Source organism: Streptomyces sp. NPDC040610 (assembly GCF_055594065.1).
Genome location: NZ_JBVIXA010000016.1, coordinates 22,532 through 43,944, shown reverse-complemented (window position 1 = coordinate 43,944; position 21,413 = coordinate 22,532). Strand labels below are relative to the sequence as shown.

The following is a 21,413-nucleotide window of genomic DNA, read 5'->3' as shown; positions in this document are numbered from 1 at the left end:
CCCCACGACCATGACGTCTTCGAAGCGAGACCGCGCCGAGGCCCTGCCCCAGGACCTTCAGGAGGCGCTGCGCCGCCGCCTTGCGGGACGCGCCGGGGGAGCGGGCGCGGCGGCACGGGCCGGGGCGCCGGACACGGGCGCCCGGCGGGGCATCCCGCGCGCCGACCGCTCCCGGCCGCTGCCGCTGTCCTTCGCGCAGCAGCGGCTGTGGTTCCTCGACCGGCTGAGCCCCGGCGACGCCGGTTACAACAGCGCGGTCGCCCTGCGGCTCACCGGCCGGCTGGACCGCGCCGCCCTCTCCCGCGCCGTCGACACCCTGGTGGCCCGGCACGAGGCGCTGCGCACCGTGTTCGAGGAGAGCGACGGGCGGCCGGCCCAGACCGTGCGCCCGGCGGGCCCGGTGCCCCTGCCGGTCCGGGACCTCACCGCGCCGGACGGGCACGCCCCCACCGCATCGGGCGCCGTTGACAGCGCCGTGCTGGACGCCGCGCTCCTCACGGAGTACGACCGCCCCTTCGACCTCGACGCCGACGCCCTGCTGCGCGCACTCCTGCTGCGGGAGTCGGACACCTCGCACGTCCTCATGCTGACGGCCCATCACATCATCACCGACGGCTGGTCGATGGGCGTACTCCTGGAAGAGCTGTGCATCGCCTACGACGCCTTCGCCAGGGGCGCGGAGCCGGACCTGCCGCCGGTGGCGACGCAGTACCCGGACTTCGCGGTGTGGCAGCGCGAACAGCTGTCCGGGGCGCGCCTCGAACGTCAAATCGCTTACTGGAAGCAGCAGTTGACCGGCTCCGTCACGCCCGCGCTGCCGCTGGACCGGCCGCGCGGCGGGCAGGAGCCCGGGGCGGGCGCGATCCACCAGTTCACCGTGCCCGCCGACATCACGGCCAAGCTGCGTACCCTCGCGACCGAGCAGCACGCCACCCTCTTCACTTCCCTGGTCGCCGGTTGCCAGGCGCTGCTCGCCCGCTGGTCCGGGCAGGACGACATCATCGTGGGCTCCCTGACACCGGGACGCCCCCGCACCGACCTGGAACGCGCCGTCGGCTTCTTCGCCCACACCGTCGTCCTGCGCACCCTCGTGGCGTCCGGCGGCTCCTTCCGCGACCTGCTCACGGCCGCGGCCGACACCGTCAACGAAGCCTTCGCGCACGGCGACACACCCTTCGAGCGCCTGGTGGAGGCCGTCGGCGCGCCCCGTGAGCCCGGCCGCAACCCGCTGTTCGACGCCATGGTCCTGCTGCACCCGGACCCGCCCACGGCGCCCGCCCTGCACGGCCTGTCCGTCGCCCCGGTGACCGTGCCCCGCCAGGCAGCCGCGTTCGACCTGAGCGTGGAGTTCGTACCGGACGGCGAACAGCTCACCGGACTGCTCGAATACCGCACCGACCTGTTCGACACGGCCACCGCCGAGCGGATGGCGGACCAGTTGCTGCGGCTCCTGGACGGCGCCACCACGGAACCGGACCGGCCGCTGGACGCGCTGCCCCTGCTCTCCCCGGACGAGGCACGGCGCGTCACGGACGAGTGGAACGCGACCGCACGCCCCGTCCCCACCACTACCTGCCCCGAATTGTTCGCACGCCAGGCCGCGCGCACCCCGCACGCCACCGCCCTGGTGGCTGGGGGCGAGCGCCTCGACTACGCGACACTCGACGCCCGCGCCACCCGCCTCGCCCACCACCTCGTCGCCCGGGGCGCGGGCCCCGAACGGCTCGTCGCGCTGCGCCTGCCCCGCACCGCCGACATGGTCGTGGCGATCCTCGCCGTGTGGAAGTCCGGCGCCGGCTATCTGCCGCTCGACCTCGCGCTGCCCGAGGAGCGCGTACGGTTCCTGCTCGACGACGCGCGACCGGCCCTCGTCCTCGACGAGGAGATGCTGCGGTCCCTGCCCGACGCGGCCACCCCCGTCCCCCTCACCGCACCCGACCCCGACACCACCGCCTACGTCATCTACACCTCCGGCTCCACCGGCCGCCCCAAGGGCGTCGCCGTGTCCCACCGCTCCGCGGCGAACCTCCTTGCGGGCCACCGCGGGGGATTCGTCGCCGACGCGGGCGGCGGGCCGCTGCGCGTGGCGCTGACCGCGTCGTTCTCCTTCGACACCTCGCTGGAGGGCGTGCTGCTGATGGCCGACGGCCACCCGCTGCACCTGGTCGACGAGACGACCCGGCTCGACGCCGACGCCCTCGTCGAGTACGTCGTCGAACACCGCGTCGACTTTCTCGATCTGACGCCCTCCTACCTGCGCCAGCTGCTGCCCGCCGGGCTGCTCACCGACCCGCGGCACCGCCCCCGGGTGCTAATGCTCGGCGGCGAGGCCATCGGCCCCGGCCTGTGGCGCGAGCTGGCCGCACACCGGGACGTGGCCGCGTACAACTTCTACGGCCCCACCGAGTGCACAGTCGACGCCCTGGCCTGCCGCATCGAGGGCGACGACCGGCCACTGGTGGGCCGGCCGCTGCCCAACGTGCGCGCCTACGTGCTCGACGCGGGCCTGCGGCCCGTGCCGCCCGGTGTCGGCGGTGAGCTGTACCTCGCGGGCGGGCAACTGGCCCGCGGCTACGCGGGACGGCCCGGCCTGACCGCCGCGCGCTTCCTCGCCGACCCCTACGGCGCGCCCGGCACCCGCATGTACCGCACGGGGGACCTGGCCCGCTGGACCGCCGACGGGCGCCTGGACTACCTCGGGCGTGCCGACGACCAGGTGAAGGTGCGCGGCCACCGCATCGAGCCGGGCGAAATCGAGGCGGCGCTGCTCGACCTGCCGGAGATCACCGGCGCCGCGGTCGTCGCGGTGCCCGACACCCACGGCCAGCTGCGCCTCGCCGCCTACTTGGTGCCTGCCGCGGACGCGGTCCGGCCCCAGGCGTCCCAGCTGCGGGCCGCCTGCCGCCTGGTTCTGCCCGACCACATGGTGCCGTCGTCCTTCACCCCGCTCGACGCGCTGCCCCTGACCACCAGCGGCAAGCTCGACCGCCGCGCCCTGCCGGCCCCCGACCTCGACGCCGCCCCACGCGAGCGGGAGTTCGTCGCCCCGCGCACCGCGGACGAGCAGACGCTCGCCGACATCTGGGCCGACGTCCTCGGCATCGCGCAAGTCGGCGTCACGGACAACTTCTTCGAGCTGGGCGGCGACTCCATCCTCAGCATCCAGGCCGTCTCGCGTGCCCGCGCGACCGGACTCCAGCTGACCTCGCAGGACGTCTTCCGCCACCAGACCGTCGCCGACCTGACGGCCGCCGCGTCCCGCAGGACCGCCGCCGCGCCCTCGCCCCGGCCGGCGCGCACCGACGGACCCGCCCCGCTGACCCCCGTACAGGAGTGGTTCTTCGCCACGCACGGCGCGCTGCGGCACTTCAGCATGTCGATGCTCCTCGACCTGCCGCGCGACCTCGACGAGCGGGCCCTGGAGCGGGCACTGACCGCGCTCGCCGCGCACCACCCGGCGCTGCGCGCCCGGTTCGCCCGGAACGGCGACGTCTGGGAACAGCACCCCGGCGCCGTCCCGGCCGCCGGCCTGCTCACCCGCCACGACCTCTCTGCCGCCCCCGATCCCGCGGCGGCCCGCACCGCGGCCGCGGACGCCGCCCGAGCCGCCCTCGACCCGGCCACCGGCACCCTGCTCCGCGCCGCCCTGCTGCTGCCCTCGTCCGGCGAGCGCCCTCAGCTCTTCCTGACCGCCCATCACCTGGCTGTCGACAGCGTCTCCTGGCGCATCCTCCTGCCCGACCTCGAACAGGCCTACCGGCAGGCGGCCGCCGGTGAAGCCATCCAACTGGAGCCCACTGCCGCCGAGTTCACCGACTGGGCCGCCCACCTGTCGGACCGGGTGCGCGCGGGCGACTTCGACGACGACCTGCCGTACTGGACGGCCGAGGCCGCCGAACCCCGTACCCCGCTGCCCGTCGACCGGACCGACACGCCGCTCGCCGGATCCGTGCGCACCGTCCGCACCCGCGTGGACCGCGCCACCACCGAGGCACTCCTGCGCCGGGTGCCCGGCGTCTACCGCACCCAGGTCAACGACGTGCTGCTCAGCGCCCTCGGGCGCGTGCTCTCCGACTGGACGGGTGCCGAGCGGGTGACCGTGGCCCTAGAGGGGCACGGCCGGGAGGACGACACGGTCGACGTGTCCCGCACGGTGGGCTGGTTCACCACCCAGTACCCCGTCACCCTCATCCCCGCGGGACCGGCCGCCGCACCCGATTGGGGCGCGACCCTCAAGGCCGTCAAGGAGCGCCTGCGCGCCGTGCCCCGGCGCGGCCTGAGCCACGAGGCACTGGCCCGCCTCGGTTCACCCGACCCCTCCGCGCGGGCGCTGCGCGAACTGCCCCTGCCTCAGGTGTGCTTCAACTACCACGGCCAGTGGGACACCTCCGGCGGGAGTGAGTTCGCACCCGCCGCCGACGTGCCCGGCCGCGACATGGCGTCCGACGAACCCCTGGACCACCTCCTGGACGTCTCGGCCGTGGTCGCCGACGGCGAACTGGAGATCATCTGGCACTACAGCGAGCGGACGCACGACGCGGACACCGTCCGGAGCCTGGCCGACGGCATGGTCCGGGCGCTCGGCGCGATCACCGAGCACTGCGCGCGGCCCGACGCGGGCGGCCGCACCCCCTCCGACTTCCCCCTCGCCCGCCTGGACCAGGCGGGCGTGGACCGCCTGGCCGGTGACGGGCGCGGCGTGGAGGACCTGCTGCCGCTGACGCCGCTTCAGGAAGGCATGCTCTTCCACCGCCTGGTCGGCGGCCCCGACGACGTGTACGTCGACCAGGCCGACCTGCTCCTGGAGGGAGTCGGCGACCCCGACGCCTTCGCCGCGGCCTGGCAGCGCGTGACCGACCGGACGCCCGCGCTGCGGACCTCGGTGGTCTGGGAGGACGTACCCCTGCCGCTCCAGGTCGTGCACCGCGACGTACGCGTGCCCGTCACCCACCTGGACTGGCGTGAGCTCGACGACGACGAGCAGTCCGCACGCCTCGACCGGTTCCGCACCGACGACCTCGCGCGCGGCATCGACCTCGCCGCCGCCCCGCTGACGCGCCTCGCCCTGATCCGCCTGCCCGACGCACGCCTTCGCCTGCTGTGGACCTCCCACCACCTGATCCTGGACGGCTGGAGCCTCGCCCAGGTGCTCTCCGAGGTGTGCGACGAGTACGCGGCCCGCGCCGCGGGAAGCACCCCGCGGCCGGTGGCACGCCGCCCCTTCGCCGACTATGTGCGGTGGTTGGCCGAGCAGGACACCGACGCCGGGCGCGCCCACTGGAGCGCGGCCCTCGACGGATTCGCCACGCCGACCCCGCTGCCCGTCGACCGCCCCCTGGGCGAGGCCCACCAGGCGCGCTCCGCGGGCGTCCACAAGGGCGGCCTGTCCGCCACGGACTCCGCGACGCTCGCCCGCACCGCCCGGCAGTCCGGACTCACCGTCAACACCGTGGTCCAGGGCGCCTGGGCGCTGCTGCTGTCCCGCTACGGCGCCGAGCAGGACGTGGTGTTCGGCACCACGGTGTCCGGCCGCCCCGACGACCTGCCGGGCGTCGAGTCCATGGTGGGCATGTTCATCAACACCGTGCCCACCCGCGTCCGCGTCGACAGCGGGGCCACCGCGAGCGCGTGGCTGCGCGAACTGCAGGAAAGCCAGGCCGATTCGCGCCGCCACGCCGCCGTCTCCCTTGCCGAGCTGACCTCGCTGAGCGACGTGCCGTCCGGCACCCCGCTGTTCCACAGCATCGTCGCCTTCGAGAACTACCCCTTCGACGAGGCCCGCACGGCCGCGTCCGGCGTACGCCTGGCGGACGTCACCTCGCGCGACGCCACCAACTACCCGCTCGTCCTCCGCGCCCATCAGGGCGACCGCGTCGGCTTCGACCTCGCCTACGACCCCGGCCTGTTCGACATCGGTACGGTACGGGCGCTCGCCGACCGGCTGTGCCTGCTGCTCACCGAGATCGCCGCGGACCCCGACCGTCCGTTGCGGGCCCTTTCCTGGACGACCGCCGAGGAGCGGGAGGCCCTCGTCGGGGGCGACGGCGGCGAACACGCGCGCCCCACGGAGACATTGGTGGACCTCTTCGAGGCGCAGGCCGCCCGCACGCCGGATGCCACCGCCGTCACCTGCGGCGACGACCGCCTCGACTACGCCACGCTCGACGCGGAGGCGGGCCGTCTCGCGCACCGCCTCGCCGAGGCCGGCGCCGGACCCGAGCACTACGTCGCCCTCGCCCTGCCCCGCTCCACCGACCTGGTCGTGGCGGTCCTCGCCGTCCTGAAGTCGGGCGCCGCCTACCTGCCCGTCGACCCCCGGCTCCCCGCCGAACGCGTCGCCCACCTCCTCGGCGACGCGGCACCCGTGACGCTGGTGACGACCACGGGCGCCGGCGTGCGGGCCGAGGGGACCGGTGTGCCCGTGCTGTTCCTCGACGACCCGACCGTGCGCGCCGACCTCGCCGGGCGCCCCGCCGCCCTTCCGGAGCCGGTCCGCCGTCCGCTGCCGGAGAGTCCCGCCTACGCCATCTACACGTCGGGCTCCACCGGTCGGCCCAAGGGCGTGGTCGTCCCGCACGCCAACGTCGTACGCCTGTTCACCCGCACCCGGCAGTGGTTCGGCTTCGACGAGCACGACGTGTGGACCCTGTTCCACTCCTACGCCTTCGATTTCTCCGTGTGGGAGCTGTGGGGGCCGCTGCTGCACGGCGGCCGGCTCGTCGTCGTCCCCGACGACACCGCCCGCTCCCCGGAGGACTTCCTGCGCCTGCTCGTCGACGAGCAGGTCACCGTCCTCAACCAGACACCGTCCGCCTTCTACCCGCTCGCCCGCGCCGACGCCGAACACCCCGGCCTGTCCGCGCGGTTGGCGCTGCGCACGGTGATCTTCGGCGGCGAGGCCCTGGACGTCGACCGGCTCGCCGACTGGTACGCGCGCCACCCCGACACCGCCCCGCGCCTGGTCAACATGTACGGCATCACCGAGACCACCGTGCACGTCACCTACGAGCCCCTGGACCGGGGGACGGCGCGCACGGGCGCCGCGAGCCCCATCGGCACGGGCATCCCCGACCTGCGGGTCCATGTGCTCGACGGCGACCTCGCGCCGGTGCCGCCCGGCGCGATCGGTGAGATGTACGTGGCGGGGGAGGGGCTTGCCCGCGGCTACCTGGGACGGCCGGGGCTGACGGCGACCCGCTTCGTGGCCGACCCGTCCGGTCCGTCCGGCAGCCGCATGTACCGCACCGGTGACCGGGCCCGCCGCAGGGCCGACGGCACGTTGGAGTACCTGGGCCGCGCCGACCAGCAGGTGAAGATCCGCGGCTACCGCATCGAGCCCGGCGAGATCGAGGCCGCCCTGCACCGCCACCCGGGCGTGAGCGCCGCGACGGTCGGAGTGTACGAGGACGCCTCCGGGACGCGGCGCCTGGTCGCCCATGTCGTCGGGGCCGGGAACGGTGCCGGAACCGACCCGGACGGCGCTTCCGGCACCGGCACGCGCGGCAGTGGTCCGGGCGGCGAACCCGGCAGCACGGCGCCCGTCGCCGCGCCCTCCGCCGCCGACCTGCGCGCCCACCTGGAGCGCCTGCTTCCCGCCCACATGGTCCCCGCCGCCTACGTACCGCTGGCGGTCCTGCCGCTCACCGTCAACGGCAAGCTCGACCGGCGCGCGCTGCCCGCCCCGGGCGCGGACGGCTTCGCCACCGGCACCGACCGCACCCCGCCGCGCACCCCCGCGGAACGCGCGGTCGCCGCCGCCTGGGCGGACGTGCTCGACACCGATGCCGTGGGCGCCGACGACGACTTCTTCGCGCTCGGCGGCGACTCCATCCTCGCCGTGCGCGTCACCTCCCGGCTGCGCACGGCCTTCGGTCAGGACGTCTCACCGCGGCTGCTCTTCACCCGCCCCACCCTGTCCGCGCTCGCGGCCGCCCTCGGTGAGCCCGTGGCCGACGGGGGCACCGGAACCGACGTCATTCCGGCCGCGGACGCCGGCACTCCGCCTCCGCTGTCGTACGCCCAGCAGCGCCTGTGGTTCCTCGACCGCTTCGCGCCGGGCAGCACCGAGTACACGACGCTGTCGGTGCTGCGCCTGCGCGGTTCCCTCGACGAGGCCGCCCTGCGCGCGGCCCTCGACGGCCTGGTGGCCCGGCACGAGTCGCTGCGCACCACCTTCGCCGAGGAGGACGGCCGGGCCCGGCAGGTCGTCCATCCGCCGTACGCGGTCGCGCTGCCCCTCGACGTCCTGTCGGGCGCCGACCGGGACGCACAGTTGGACGCCGTCCTCGACCGCGCCGCCGAGACGCCCTTCGACCTGTCCACCGGCCCGTTGCTGCGCGCCCGCCTCGCCCGCCCGGCCGACGACGAGCACGTCCTGGTCCTCGCCGTCCACCACATCGTCACCGACGGCTGGTCCGGCGCCGTCCTCGGCCGAGACCTGAGCGAGCTGTACGCGGCGGCCCTGGAAGGGCGCGCCCCCGAGCTGCCCGCACTGCCCGTGCGGTACACCGACTACGCCGCCTGGCAGCGCGCCCGCACCGACGTCGCCGACGAGCAACTCGCCCACTGGCGCGAGGCATTGGCCGACCTCGAACCGCTGGAACTGCCCACCGACCGGCCGCGCCCCGCAGTGCGCACCCGCGACGGCGCCCTGGTGACCTTCCAACTGCCCGCCGAGCTCACCGAGCGGCTCCGTGCCATGGCCCGAAGCGCCGACGCCACCCTCTACATGACGCTGCTCACGGCCTGCCAGATCCTGCTGGCCCGCTGGGCCGACCAGGAGGACGTCGCGGTCGGCACCGTGACCGCGGGCCGGGAGCGCCGCGAACTCGAGAACCTGGTCGGCATGTTCGTCAACACGCTCGTGCTGCGCGGCCGGGTCCGCCCCGACGCGTCGTTCCGTGAGCTGCTCACCGAGGCGCGCACCACCGTCCTGGCCGCGTTCGCCCACCAGGAGGTGCCCTTCGAGCGCCTGGTGGACGCTCTGGAGCCGGAGCGGGACACCAGCCGTACGCCGCTGTTCCAGGTCATGGTGGCCCTGCACAACCTGGGCGGCGAGGCGCCCCGCCTGCCCGGCCTCGACGTCGAGCCCGTGACACCGCCGGTGCGCAACGCCACCTTCGACCTCGCCTTCGACTTCGTGGAACACGGCGGCGGCGTCACCGGTCACCTGGAGTACAACACCGGCCTGTTCGACGCCGGTACCGCGGAACGCCTCGCCGCCCAGGTGACGTCGCTCCTCGAAGCCGCCGCGGACGACCCGGACGAGAAGGCCGGCGCACTGCCGCTGATGACCACCGCCGAGCGCCGTCAGGTCATCGAGGAATGGCAGGGCGAGCGGCTGCCGGCGGCGGACAGCGCCTTCCCGGCCCTGTTCGAGGCGCAGGCGGCACGCACCCCGCACACCACCGCCCTGACGGCCCGCGACACCACGCTCGACTACGCGGCCCTCAACGCCCGCGCCAACCGCCTCGCCCACCACCTCATCACCCTCGGCGTCGGCCCCGAGGACGTCGTCGCGGTCCGGCTGCCCCGCACCACGGAGCTGTTCGTGACCCTGTTCGCCGTCCTGAAGGCGGGCGGCACCGTGCTCTGCGTCGACCCCGGCCTGCCCGAGGAGCGCGTGACGTTCCTCCTCGCGGACGCGGCCCCGCGCACGCTCCTGACGGCCGGGACGCTGCGCGAGGTGCCGTGGGATCGACTGCCCGCGCACGACCCGACCGACGCCGACCGCCGCGCGCCGCTGCGCCCCGACCACGGCGCCTACATCATCTACACCTCCGGCTCCACAGGGCGGCCCAAGGGCGTCGTCGTGGAACACCGGCACCTGATCAACCTCTGCCACGACCACCGCGAAGGGCTCGTCGCCCCGCACACCGCCGACGGACGGCGCCTGAAGGCCGCGCTCAGCGCCTCCTTCTCCTTCGACACCTCGTGGGAGGGCCCGCTGCTGCTCGCCCTCGGCCAGGAGGTGCACCTCGTCGACGAGGACGTACGCCTGGACCCGGAGGCGTTCTGTGCCCAAGTCGCGGACAGTGAACTGGACGTGGTGAACGTCACCCCGTCCTTCCTGCGGGAGCTCACCGCCGCGGGGCTCCTCGCCCCCGGCCGTCACCACCCGCGCGTGCTCCTGGTGGGCGGCGAGGCCGTCGGCACGGACACCTGGCGCGAGCTGTGCGCTGCGGCCGACCTCGGCGTCACCGCGTACAACATGTACGGCCCCACCGAGTGCACCGTCGACGCCGTCTACGGCCGCTGCGGCGAACAGCCCGGACGCCCGGTCATCGGCCGCCCCGGACGCGGCCTGCGCGCCTACGTCCTGGACGGCGCGCTGCGGCCGGTGCCGCCCGGCGCGCCGGGCGAGTTGTACCTGGCGGGCGCCCAGGTGGCCCGCGGCTATCTGAACCGGACCGGCCTGACCGCCGCCCGCTTCCTGGCCGACCCGTTCGGCGGGCCGGGGGAGCGGATGTACCGCACCGGGGACCGCGCCCGCTGGGACGCCCAGGGCCTCCTCGAATTCCTGGGCCGGGCCGACGAGCAGGTGAAGATCCGCGGCTTCCGGGTCGAGCCCGGCGAGGTGGAGGCCGCGCTCCTCGCCGACCCGGCCGTCGCCGAGGCCGTGGTGACGGTCCGTCATCACGCGGGCCGCGACATGCTCGTGGCCCATCTGGTGCCCGCGGGCGAACACCCCCCGTCGGCCGACGACCTGCGCATACGGCTGCGGCGGACCCTGCCCGACCACATGGTGCCCGCGGCCTTCGTGCCGCTGGCGCGAATCCCGCGGACCAGCAGCGGCAAGACCGACCGGCGCGCGCTGCCCGCCCCGCCCGCACAACCGGACAGCTCCACGCCGTACGTGGCACCCCGGACCGGCGCCGAGGAGCGCCTGGCCGCCATCTGGGCCGAGGTCCTTGGCGTCGAACGGGTGGGCGCGCGCGACGACTTCTTCACGCTCGGCGGCGACTCGATCCTCAGCATCCAGATCGTCTCCCGCGCCCGGCAGGCCGGACTCGCCCTCACCACCAAGGACGTCTTCCGCCACCGCACGGTCGCCGAACTCGCCCTGTGCGCAAGGGAAGCCGCGCCCCGGCCCACGGCGACGGGCGGCGGCGCCGCGCCCACCGAGGCGCCCCTCACTCCCATCCAGCGCTGGTACCTCGACGGCCGCCGCCCCGGCGACCCCCTGCGCTTCACGATGACCCAGCGCCTCGAACTGGCCCCGGACGCTGACCTCTCCGCCCTGGGCGAGGCCGTGGACGCCCTCGTACGCCACCACGCCTCCCTGCGCACCCGATTCCGCCGCACCGGCGACGGCGGCTGGCGTCAGGAAGTCCTGCCGGAACCCCCGGACGGGCTCCTCACACGCCACGACGTGACCGGCCTCGACGACTCGCGTGTGGAGCGCGAGGCGCAGCGGACGGCGGACGCCGCCCAGGCCTCCCTCGATCCCGCCGAGGGCCGGGTCGTCCGCGTCCTGGTCTTCGACCGCGGCCCGTCCCTGCCCGCGCAACTCCTCATCACCGTGCACCACTTGGTGATGGACGGCGTGTCGTGGCGCATCCTGCTCGCCGACCTGGAGAGTGCCCACCGTGCCGCGACGGCGGGGCGGGCCATCGCCCTGCCCCCGGTGGGCGCCACCTACGGACAGTGGGCCGCCCTGCTCGACCGGCACACCCGCTCCGGCGGCCTGGACGCCGACCTGCCGTACTGGACCCGCGCCGCCACCCCAGCCGCCCTGCCCGCGGGCCGGACCGGACCCAACACCCACGGCACCGCGGCCACCGTCGTCGTCACGCTGGCCCCCGAGGACACCGAGGCGCTGCTGCGCCAGGTTCCCGACGTCTACCGCACCCAGGTCAACGACGTGCTGCTCAGCGCCTTCGCCCGAACCCTTGGCCGCTGGTGCGCCCACGACACCGTACTCATAGGCGTGGAGGGGCACGGCCGCGAGGACCTCTTCGACGGCCCCGGGGATCATGTGGACGACCTCGGCGACGTCGATCTGTCGCGGACCGTCGGCTGGTTCACCGCCGAGTACCCGCTCGCCCTGACCGTCGACCCGGACGCGGGCTGGCGCGACACCCTGCGCTCCGTCAAGGAACAGCTGCGCGCCGTCCCGCACCACGGGCTCAGTCACGGCGCCCTGCGCCGACTGCTCCCGGACAGCCCGCTCGCCGACGCCCCGGCTCCGCAGATCGGATTCAACTACCACGGTCAGTGGGACACGGGCACTGGCAGCGGCACAGGCGCACGCACCGGCACCGGCACCGGCCTGTACGGCGCCTCGCTCCCGTCGGCCGGGCGCGACACCGACCCCGACGAACCCCGCCCCTACCTCCTGGACCTCACCGGCGTCGTCCAGGACGGCCGGCTCGAACTCGGTCTGACCTACCCGACCGCCGTGTACGACGAGTCCACGGTCCGCCGCCTCGCCGAGGAGACCTGCGCGGCGCTGCGCGACATCGTGGACCACTGCGCCCGGTCGGACGCGGGCGGCCGCACCCCGTCCGACTTCCCGCTCGCCGACCTGACCCAGGAGCAGCTCGATCGGCTGGTGGGCGACGGCCGGCAGGTGGCCGACGTGCTGCCCCTGACACCCCTGCAGGCCGGGATGCTCTTCCACGGCCTCGTCGACGACGCGGGCGCGTACTTCGACCGGACCGCGGTACGGCTGACCGGGGTGGCCGACCCGCAGGCGTTCGCGCACGCCTGGCAGCAGGTGGCCGACCGCACCCCGGCGCTGCGCACCAGCGTCCACTGGCGGCAACTGCCGCACCCGGTACAGGTGGTGCACCACCACGCGGACCTGCCCGTCACCCACCTCGACTGGCGCGACCTGACGCCCGAGCAGCGCGAGTCGGCCACCGAGCGGCTGCTCGCCGAAGACCGTGAAGCGGGCATGGAGCTGACCGCCGCGCCGCTCACCCGGATCACGCTCGCCGCCCTCCCCGGCGACGAAGTCCTGCTGCTGTGGTCCTCGCACCACCTGATCCTGGACGGGTGGAGCACCGGGCAACTGCTCACCGAGGTGTGCGAGCGCTACGCCGCGTTGACCGGAGGCACGGACGCGGCACCGCCGTTGCGGCGACCGTTCGCGGACTTCGTACGGTGGCTGCGCGCGCAGGACGAGGGCGCGGCCGAACAGTTCTGGACCGACGCGCTCGCCGATTTCCCGGCCGCGACGCCGCTGCCGTACGACCGCGCCCCCGCCGAGGCCCACCGCGCCCGCTCAGGCGACGCCGTCCAGCACGAACTGGACGTGGCCGTGTCACGGCGGCTGCGGGAGACGGCCGCTCACGCCGGGCTGACCGTCAACACCGTGGTGCAGGGCGCCTGGGCCCTGCTGCTCGCCCGCTACAGCGGCCGCCGCGACGTCGTGTTCGGCACGACCGTGTCGGGCCGCCCGGCCGAACTGCCCGGCGTTGAGTCCATGGTGGGCATGTTCATCAACACCGTGCCGACGCGCGTGCGGCTGCCCGGGGACGACGTGCTGTCCTGGCTGCGCGGCCTCCAGGACGAGCAGAGCGACGCCCGGCGGCACGACTTCATGGCGCTGTCCCGCATCCAGGCGCTCAGCGACGTACCGGCGGGCCAGGCCCTGTTCGACAGCATGGTGGTGTTCGAGAACTATCCCGTCGACGAGGCGGCCACCGCCCGGACGGGCGTGGGCGTGGCGGAGGTGCGCGCCGACGACGCCACGACGTTCCCGCTGTGCCTGCGCGCCCACGTGAGCGACCGGCTCGGCTTCGACCTGGCCTACGACGCGGATCTCTTCGACCACGCCACCGTGGCACGCGTGGCGACCCGGTTCGCCGCGCTCCTCACCCGGCTCGCCGACGGGATCTCCGGCACGGTCGACGACCTCGACCTGCTCACCGCCGCCGACCGTGACCTGCTGCGCCGGTGGAACACCACCGCCCGCCGGGTGGCGCCGCGCAGCCCCGTGGACCTGTTCGCCGAGCAGGCCCGCCGTACCCCGGACGCGGCCGCCCTGTACGACGACCAGCGTGAGCTGACGTACTGCCAACTCGACGCCTGGTCGGACCGTGTGGCGTCCCGGCTGCTCGCCGACGGCCTGCAACCCGAGGACCGTGTGGCGCTCCTGATGGACCGCTCCGCCGAACTCGTGGTGGCGCAGCTCGCGGTCCTGAAGGCGGGCGGCGCCTACGTGCCCGTCGACACCCGGGCCCCTGACGAACGCCGCCGCACCCTCCTCGACCGGGCAGGCGTCTCGGCACGACTCACCGCCGCCGACGTCACCGCCGCGTACACCGCGCCCGGCGAGACGTTGACGGCCCCGGCGGCGGATCCCGACCGTCTCGCCTACGTGATGTTCACGTCCGGCTCGACCGGCGAGCCGAAGGCCGTCGCCGTACGCCACCGCGACGTGGCGTCGCTCGCCACCGACGGCCGCTTCGCCGACGGCGTCTGCGACCGCGTCCTGCTGCACTCACCGGTCGCTTTCGACGCCGCCACCTTCGAGGTGTGGGGGCCGCTGCTGACCGGCGGCTGCGTCGTCGTGGCCGCGGGCGAGACGGTGGACGCGGCACTGCTGCGCCGCCTGGCCCGTCCCGACGCCGGTGCCGGTGCCGGTGCCGGTGCCGGTGCCGGTGCTGATGTCGGTGGCGGTGGCCGTCGCGGACTCACCGCGCTGTGGCTGACAGCCGGTGTCTTCCGGCTCCTCGCCCAGGACGCCCCCGACTGCTTCGCGGGGCTGCGCCAGGTGTGGACCGGCGGTGACGTCGTCCCCGCCGCCGCCGTGCGCCGCGTCCTCGCCGCCTGCCCCGGACTGACCGTGGTGGACGGCTACGGCCCGACCGAAACCACGACCTTCGCCACCTCCCACGCCCTGGCGGACGCGAACGGCGTCCCCGACACCGTGCCCGTCGGCCGCCCGCTGGACGACATGCGCGTCCACGTGCTCGACGCCCGCCTGCACCCCGTACCGCCGGGCTGCGCGGGCGAGTTGTTCGTGGCGGGCGAGGGCCTGGCGCGCGGCTACCTGGGCCGCCCGGGCGAGACCGCGGCCCGCTTCCTCGCCGACCCCTACGGGCCGCCCGGCACCCGGATGTACCGCACCGGCGACCTGGCCCGGCGGCAACCCGACGGCACGGTCGAGTTCCTGGGCCGCGCCGACGACCAGGTGAAGATCCGTGGATTCCGGGTCGAGCCCGGCGAGGTGGAGGCCGCCCTGGCCGGCCACCCGGGGGTCGGGGACGTGGCCGTGGTGGCCCGCGAGGACCGGCCGGGCACCCGGCGCCTCGTCGCCTACCTCGTCGGCCCCGCCTGCGAGGACCTGGCCGCGCTGCGGAAGTACGCCGCCCAGGCGCTGCCCGACTACCTCGTCCCCTCCGCGTTCGTGCCCCTGACGGCGCTCCCGCTCAGCGCCAACGGCAAGGTGGACCGGGCGGCGCTCCCGGCCCCGGACACCCAGGTGGAGTCCGGCACGCGGACCGAACCCCGCACCGAGGCCGAACGCCGCACCTCGGAGGTCTTCGCGGAAGTTCTGGGCATCGATCTCCCCGGCATGGAGGACGACTTCTTCCGCCTCGGCGGCGACTCGATCCTCAGCATCCGCCTCGCCTCCCGTCTCGCCGAGGAGCTAGGGACCGAGGTGTCGCCGCGCGAGGTGTTCGCCCACCCGACGCCGGCCGCGCTCGCCGCGCTGCTCGGCGACCACCGGGCACTCGGCGGGGCGCGCCCCGGCGTCGTCCCGGTGGAACGCGACGCGACGGCGCCGATGTCGTACGCACAGCAACGCATGTGGTTCCTGGAGGAGTTCGCACCCGGCGGCGCCGAATACGTCACCGCCCTCGCGCTGCGCCTGCACGGACAACTCGACGTCCGCGCCCTCGCCGCGGCCCTGCGCGCCCTGGTGGTCCGGCACGAGTCGCTGCGCACCACCTTCGACGCGGTGGACGGCCGCGGTGTGCAGGTCGTGCACCCGCCAGGCGTGGTGCCACTGCCGCTTCAGGACCTGACGGGGCTGCCCGGGGAGGAGCGCGCCGCCCGCCTCGAAGACCTGCTGACGGCCGAGCGGGCCCGCCCGTTCGACCTGCGGCGCGGCCCGCTGCTGCGCGCCGGCCTCGTGCGACTCGCGGACGACGAGCACGTCCTGACCCTGACCCTGCACCACATCGTCACCGACGGCTGGTCCACAGCCGTACTCACCGGCGACCTCGCCCACCTCTACCGGGCCGAACTGGACGAGGGCACGGGCGAGTTGCCGCCGCTGCCGGTGCAGTACGCCGACTACACCCACTGGCAGCGCACCGCGCCCGGCGCCGAAGCGCAGCTCGCGTACTGGAAGGAGCACCTGGCCGACACCGAACCCCTGGACCTGCCCACGGACCGGCCACGCCCGGCCGTACGCACCCGCAACGGCGCGAGTGCCCGCCTGGTCCTGCCGTCCGACACGGCCCGGCGCCTCACCCAGGTCGGCAGGGAGCGGGGCGCCACCCTGTTCACGACGCTCGTCGCCGCCACGCAGACATTCCTCGCCAAGGTGTCGGGCGGCCGCGACATCGCCGTCGGCACCGTCACGTCGGGCCGCGACCGCGCCGAGATCCAGAACCTCATCGGGTTCTTCGTCAACACCCTGGTCCTGCGCTCCCACGTCGACCCCGACCAGGCCTTCCCGGCCTTCCTCGACGGTGTACGGCAGACGGTCCTCGACGCCTTCGCCCACCAGGACGTGCCGTTCGAGCAGGTCGTCGACGAGGTGCGTCCTGCCCGCGACACCAGCCGTACCCCGCTGTTCCAGGTGATGGTCGTCTTCCAGAACACCCCGGCCGCCGACCTGGACCTGCCAGGACTGCATGTCGAAGACGTCGAGTCGGAACTCCGGCACGCGGCGTTCGACCTCACCCTGGAGTTCGCCGAGACGGACTCCGGAGGCCTGCACGGCGTCCTCACGTACAACACCGACCTGTTCGACACGGGCACCGCCCGGCGGATGGCCGACCAGCTCGCCACTCTCCTGACAGCCGTCGCGGACGACCCGCACCGCCCGCTCGGCACCCTGCCGCTGGCTGCGGAGGCGGAATTGAAGTCCCTGCTCGACCAGGGCCGGGGCGCGGCCGGATCCGTCCCGGCGGTGACCCTGCCGGAGCTGTTCGAGCGGCAGACGGCACGCACGCCCGACGCGGTGGCCCTCGACGAGGGCGGTCAGCAGTGGACATACGCCGAGGTGGACCGCGCCGCCAACCGTCTCGCCCACCGCCTCATCGGCCAGGGCGTCGGACCCGAGCGGATCGTCGCCCTCGCCCTGCCGCGCGCCCGCGAAAGCGTGATCGCTCAGCTCGCCGTCGCCAAGGCGGGTGGCGCCTTCCTGCCCGTCGACCCCAACTACCCGGAACCACGGCGCGAGTTCATGGTCCGCGACGCGGGCGCGACGCTGGTCCTTGGCGACCCGGCGGACGTGTGGGTCCAGGAGGGCCCCGACACCGCGCCCACGGATGCCGACCGCACGGCCGCCCTGACGCCCGCTCACCCGGCGTACGTCATCTACACATCCGGCTCCACCGGCACGCCCAAGGGCGTCGTCGTCCCGCACCACGGCCTCGCGGGCTTCGCCGCAGCCGCCGCCGCGCAGTACGCCGTCGGCCCCGGCGACCGCGTCCTGCAGTTCGCCTCACCCAGCTTCGACGCCTCCGTCCTCGAACTGTGCTCCTCGCTCCTCAGCGGGGCGACGCTGGTGACGGGCGAGGAAGGTCCGCTTGTCGGCGACCGCCTCGCGGACGCCCTCGCCGAGCAGCGCGTCAGCCACACCCTCATCCCGCCCGCGGCCCTGGCCACCGTCCCGCCCCACACCGCGGGATCCCTGCCGCACCTGCGCACCCTGATCGTCGGAGCCGAGGCCTGCCCGCCCGACCTCGTGGCTGAGTGGGCCCCCGGACGCCGGATGATCAACTCGTACGGGCCGACGGAAGCCACGGTGGTCGCCACCTGGACGGGCCCGCTGAGCCCCGGCGCCGCCGCCCCGCCGATCGGCGGCCCGGCCGGCGCCACGCGCCTCTACGTCCTGGACGCGGCCCTGCGCCCCGTCCCGTCCGGAGTGACCGGGGAGCTGTACGTGGCGGGCCCCGGCCTCGCCCGCGGCTATCTGAACCAGCCGGGTCTGACCGCCCAGCGGTTCCTCGCCGACCCGTTCGGCGGGCCGGGGGAGCGGATGTACCGCACCGGCGACCTGGTCGTGTGGGCCGCCGACGGCCAACTGCGGTTCGCAGGACGGGCCGACGACCAGGTCAAACTGCGCGGCTTCCGCATCGAGCCCGGCGAGATCGAGAGCGCGCTGCGCGGTGCCCCGCAGGTGCGGGACGCGGCGGTCGTCGTCCGCACGGCACCACACCGGGACGACACCGTGGGGGAGGCGGACGAGGAAGCTTCCGACTCCCGGGAGGGCACCGCAGAGCACGGCCGCCTCGTCGCGTACGTCGTCCCCGCCACCGGAGATCCCGAGAACCTGCCGGTCGGTGAACTGCGCGACCACCTCGCCGGACTGCTCCCGGCGCACATGGTCCCGTCGGTGTTCGTGCCGCTGGAGCGCCTGCCGCTCACTCCGAACGGCAAGACGGACCGGCGCGCCCTGCCCGAACCCGGACCCGCCCACACCGGCACGGCGTCGCACACTCCGCCGCGCACCGACACCGAACGCCATGTCGCGCGGATCTGGGGCGACGTCCTCGGCGTCGACGGCATCGGCGCGCACGACAACTTCTTCCACCTCGGCGGCGACTCGATCCTGAGCATGCAGGTGGTGTCGCGGCTGCGTCGCGAGGGCCTGCACCTGGCCACCCGCGACCTGTTCACCCACCAGACCGTGGCCGAGCTCGCCACCGTCGTACGCACCGCGCCCCAGCACTCCGGCGACGGCCCCGTCACCGGCGACGTGCCGCTCACCCCCATCCAGGAGTGGTTCCTGACCACTCCGCGCGCGGGTCACCACCACTTCAACCAGTCGGCGCTCCTGGAACTGCATGCGGCGCCCGACCGGACGGCGCTGTGCGCGGCCCTGGGCGCCCTGCTGGAGCACCACGACGCCCTGCGCATGCGCTTCACCCACGACACCGACGGATGGCGCCAGTTCAACCGGCCCCCGTTCGACGGCGACGAGGCCGAGCGCCTCCTCGACCGACACGACCTCACGGGTCTGTCGGCAGAGGAGGCCGACGCGGCCATGGAGAAGGCCGCCGACGACCTGCACACCGGTTTCGACCTCGGCCACGGACCGCTGCTGCGGGCGGCCCTGTTCACCGGCGGCGCCGACCGCCCTGTCCACCTCCTCCTGGTCGCCCACCACCTGGTCGTCGACGCCGTGTCCTGGCGGATCCTCTCCGACGACCTGGAGGCCGCCTATCACCAGGCCGTCCAGGGGCAGCCGATCGCGCTGGGAGAGCGCACCACCTCCTTCCGGGACTGGTCCCGGCGCCTCGCCGCCCATGTCGCCGAGGGCGGCCTCGACCACGAACTGCCGTACTGGCAGGAGGCGGTGACGGCCGAGCCGCTGCCACCCGCCGACCGGCCGGAACCCGACGCGGGGGAGACCCGCACCCTCTCGGTCGAGCTCGGCGAGGAGGACACCACGGCCCTGCTGCGGTCCGCCCCGACCGCGTACCGCACCCGCGTCAACGACGTCCTGCTGGCCGCACTCGCCCTGGCCCTCGCCCGCTGGACCGGCGGTGACCGGGTCCGCCTCGACCTGGAAGGACACGGCCGCGAGGACGTGTTCGACGACATCGACCTGTCCCGCACGGTCGGCTGGTTCACCACCGTCCACCCGGTCGCCCTGACGGTGCCCGAGCCGGACGACCTCGGCCCGGCCCGCGACTGGCGGGGCCTCGTGAAGTCCGTACGCCGCCAACTGCGCGCCGTTCCCGGCAACGGGCTCGGCTTCGGCGCACTGCGCACGTTCGGCCCGCCCGAGGTCCGCGAACGGCTGGGCTCAGTGGCGCACGGGCAGGTGGTGTTCAACTACCTCGGACAGTGGGACGCCCGCCCGACCGCGTCCGAGGCAGGGCTTGTGCGCACCGAGCACGGCTCGTTCGGCCAGGACCACGACCCCCGGGACAGCGGATCGCACCCCCTGGAGGTGGTGGGCGCGGTGCAGAACGGCCGCCTCGCCTTCACCTGGCACCACCGCCCCGGCCTGCACGACACGGAGACCGTACGCCGCGTGGCCGACGAGTTCGCCACCGCCCTGCGGCACATCGCCGCGCACGCCCGGGGCAGCGCTGCCTCCCCCGCACGGGACCGCCGATGAGTCCGCGCCGCCCCGGCATCCGCGGACCACCGGCCCGCGGCCCTCGCTCCCGAACCCGTTCCGCGGCCCCCACCGCGGACGACGCGGTCCGACCGGAGGACCGCGACCGCCCCACCGACCACGGAGACCCTGAAATGGACGAGAACACCCGCTACCAGGTGCTGCGCAACGATGAGGACCAGTACTCGCTCTGGCCGGTCGACGTCGACGTACCCGCCGGCTGGCACCCCGTGGGAAAGGAAGGCTCGGAGGCCGAGTGCTCCGCCTACGTGGACGAGGTCTGGACCGACATGCGCCCGCGCAGCCTGCGCGAGCGGATGGAGAACGCAGGGTCCTGACGCCGTCACTCTGTTTCCAAGCTCTGTTCGAGGAGTTCGCCGATGACGCCGACACTGCACAGCGAACGGCTGGAGTTCAGGCCGTACCGGTCACAGGACGAGGAAGCCTTCGTCACCCTCCTGCGCGACGAGGAGGTGCGCCGTTGGATGGGCCAGGACGAGGTGCCCGAGGACGACCTGCGCAAGGCGTTCCGCATGATCCTCACCGACATCTACCCGAAGGGCCTGTTCGACGTGTGGGGCCTGTGGCACGAGGGGAGGTACATCGGGCACGCGGAGGCCAAGAAGACCGGCAATGTCGACGGCCATGAACTCATCACCGCCCTGGCCCCCGAGTACTGGGGCAAGGGCCTGGGGAGCGAGGTCATCCGCGTCCTGCTGCGGCACGCCTCCGACAACCTGGGCCTCAAGGAGGTCTACGGCATGGTGGGCGCCGAGAACGCCGCCAGTCTGGCGATGGCCGAACGCCTGGGCTTCCACCACGTACGGGACGTGGTCGGCGACGACGGGTCGGTGACGAAGATGCTCGTGATCTCCACAGCCACCTGACGGCGCTCCTCGCGGGGCGCTCTGGGCCGCACGCGTTCGTCGGCGTCAAAGGACGAGTGCGGCCCGTCCAGCAGGCCCACAGTGCGCGAGAGCGGCCAGGAGCTCCTCCAGGGCCGAGACGCCGACCTCGCGGTAGAGCGCCTTGAAGTGGTCGTTGACCGTGTGGGGGCCACGCCGAGACGGCGGGCGATCTGCTTCGCTGGCAGGCCCTCCAAGGCCTGGCGCAGTACGGCCACTTCGCGGGCCGTGATGCCGTACCAGGCGGC

General features: G+C 74.5%; 3 protein-coding genes. All 3 read left to right on the top strand.

Features of this window, described 5'->3' with window-relative positions:
- Window positions 1-10 precede the first annotated feature (10 nt).
- The 3 genes from ACZ6AA_RS35805 (at window position 11) to ACZ6AA_RS35795 (ending at window position 21,147) form a co-directional block, all read left to right on the top strand.
- Window positions 11-20,260, top strand: a complete 20,250-nt coding sequence (locus ACZ6AA_RS35805; protein ID WP_471462633.1) for a non-ribosomal peptide synthase/polyketide synthase — start codon at window positions 11-13, stop codon at window positions 20,258-20,260.
- Window positions 20,261-20,394: 134 nt separating this feature from the next.
- Complete coding sequence (locus tag ACZ6AA_RS35800; RefSeq protein WP_468461459.1) at window positions 20,395-20,598, top strand: MbtH family protein; 204 nt, start codon at window positions 20,395-20,397, stop codon at window positions 20,596-20,598.
- A gap of 42 nt (window positions 20,599-20,640) precedes the next feature.
- On the top strand, window positions 20,641-21,147 hold the full coding sequence (locus ACZ6AA_RS35795) for a GNAT family N-acetyltransferase (RefSeq protein ID WP_468461461.1): 507 nt from the start codon (window positions 20,641-20,643) through the stop codon (window positions 21,145-21,147).
- The last annotated feature ends 266 nt before the right edge of the window (window positions 21,148-21,413 follow it).

Excerpts from the sequence above, each read along its gene's own strand:
- ACZ6AA_RS35800 (WP_468461459.1), top strand. The coding sequence starts at position 20,395 with ATGGACGAGAACACCCGCTACCAGGTGCTGCGCAACGATGAGGACCAG.
- ACZ6AA_RS35805 (WP_471462633.1), top strand. The coding sequence starts at position 11 with ATGACGTCTTCGAAGCGAGACCGCGCCGAGGCCCTGCCCCAGGACCTT.
- ACZ6AA_RS35795 (WP_468461461.1), top strand. The coding sequence starts at position 20,641 with ATGACGCCGACACTGCACAGCGAACGGCTGGAGTTCAGGCCGTACCGG.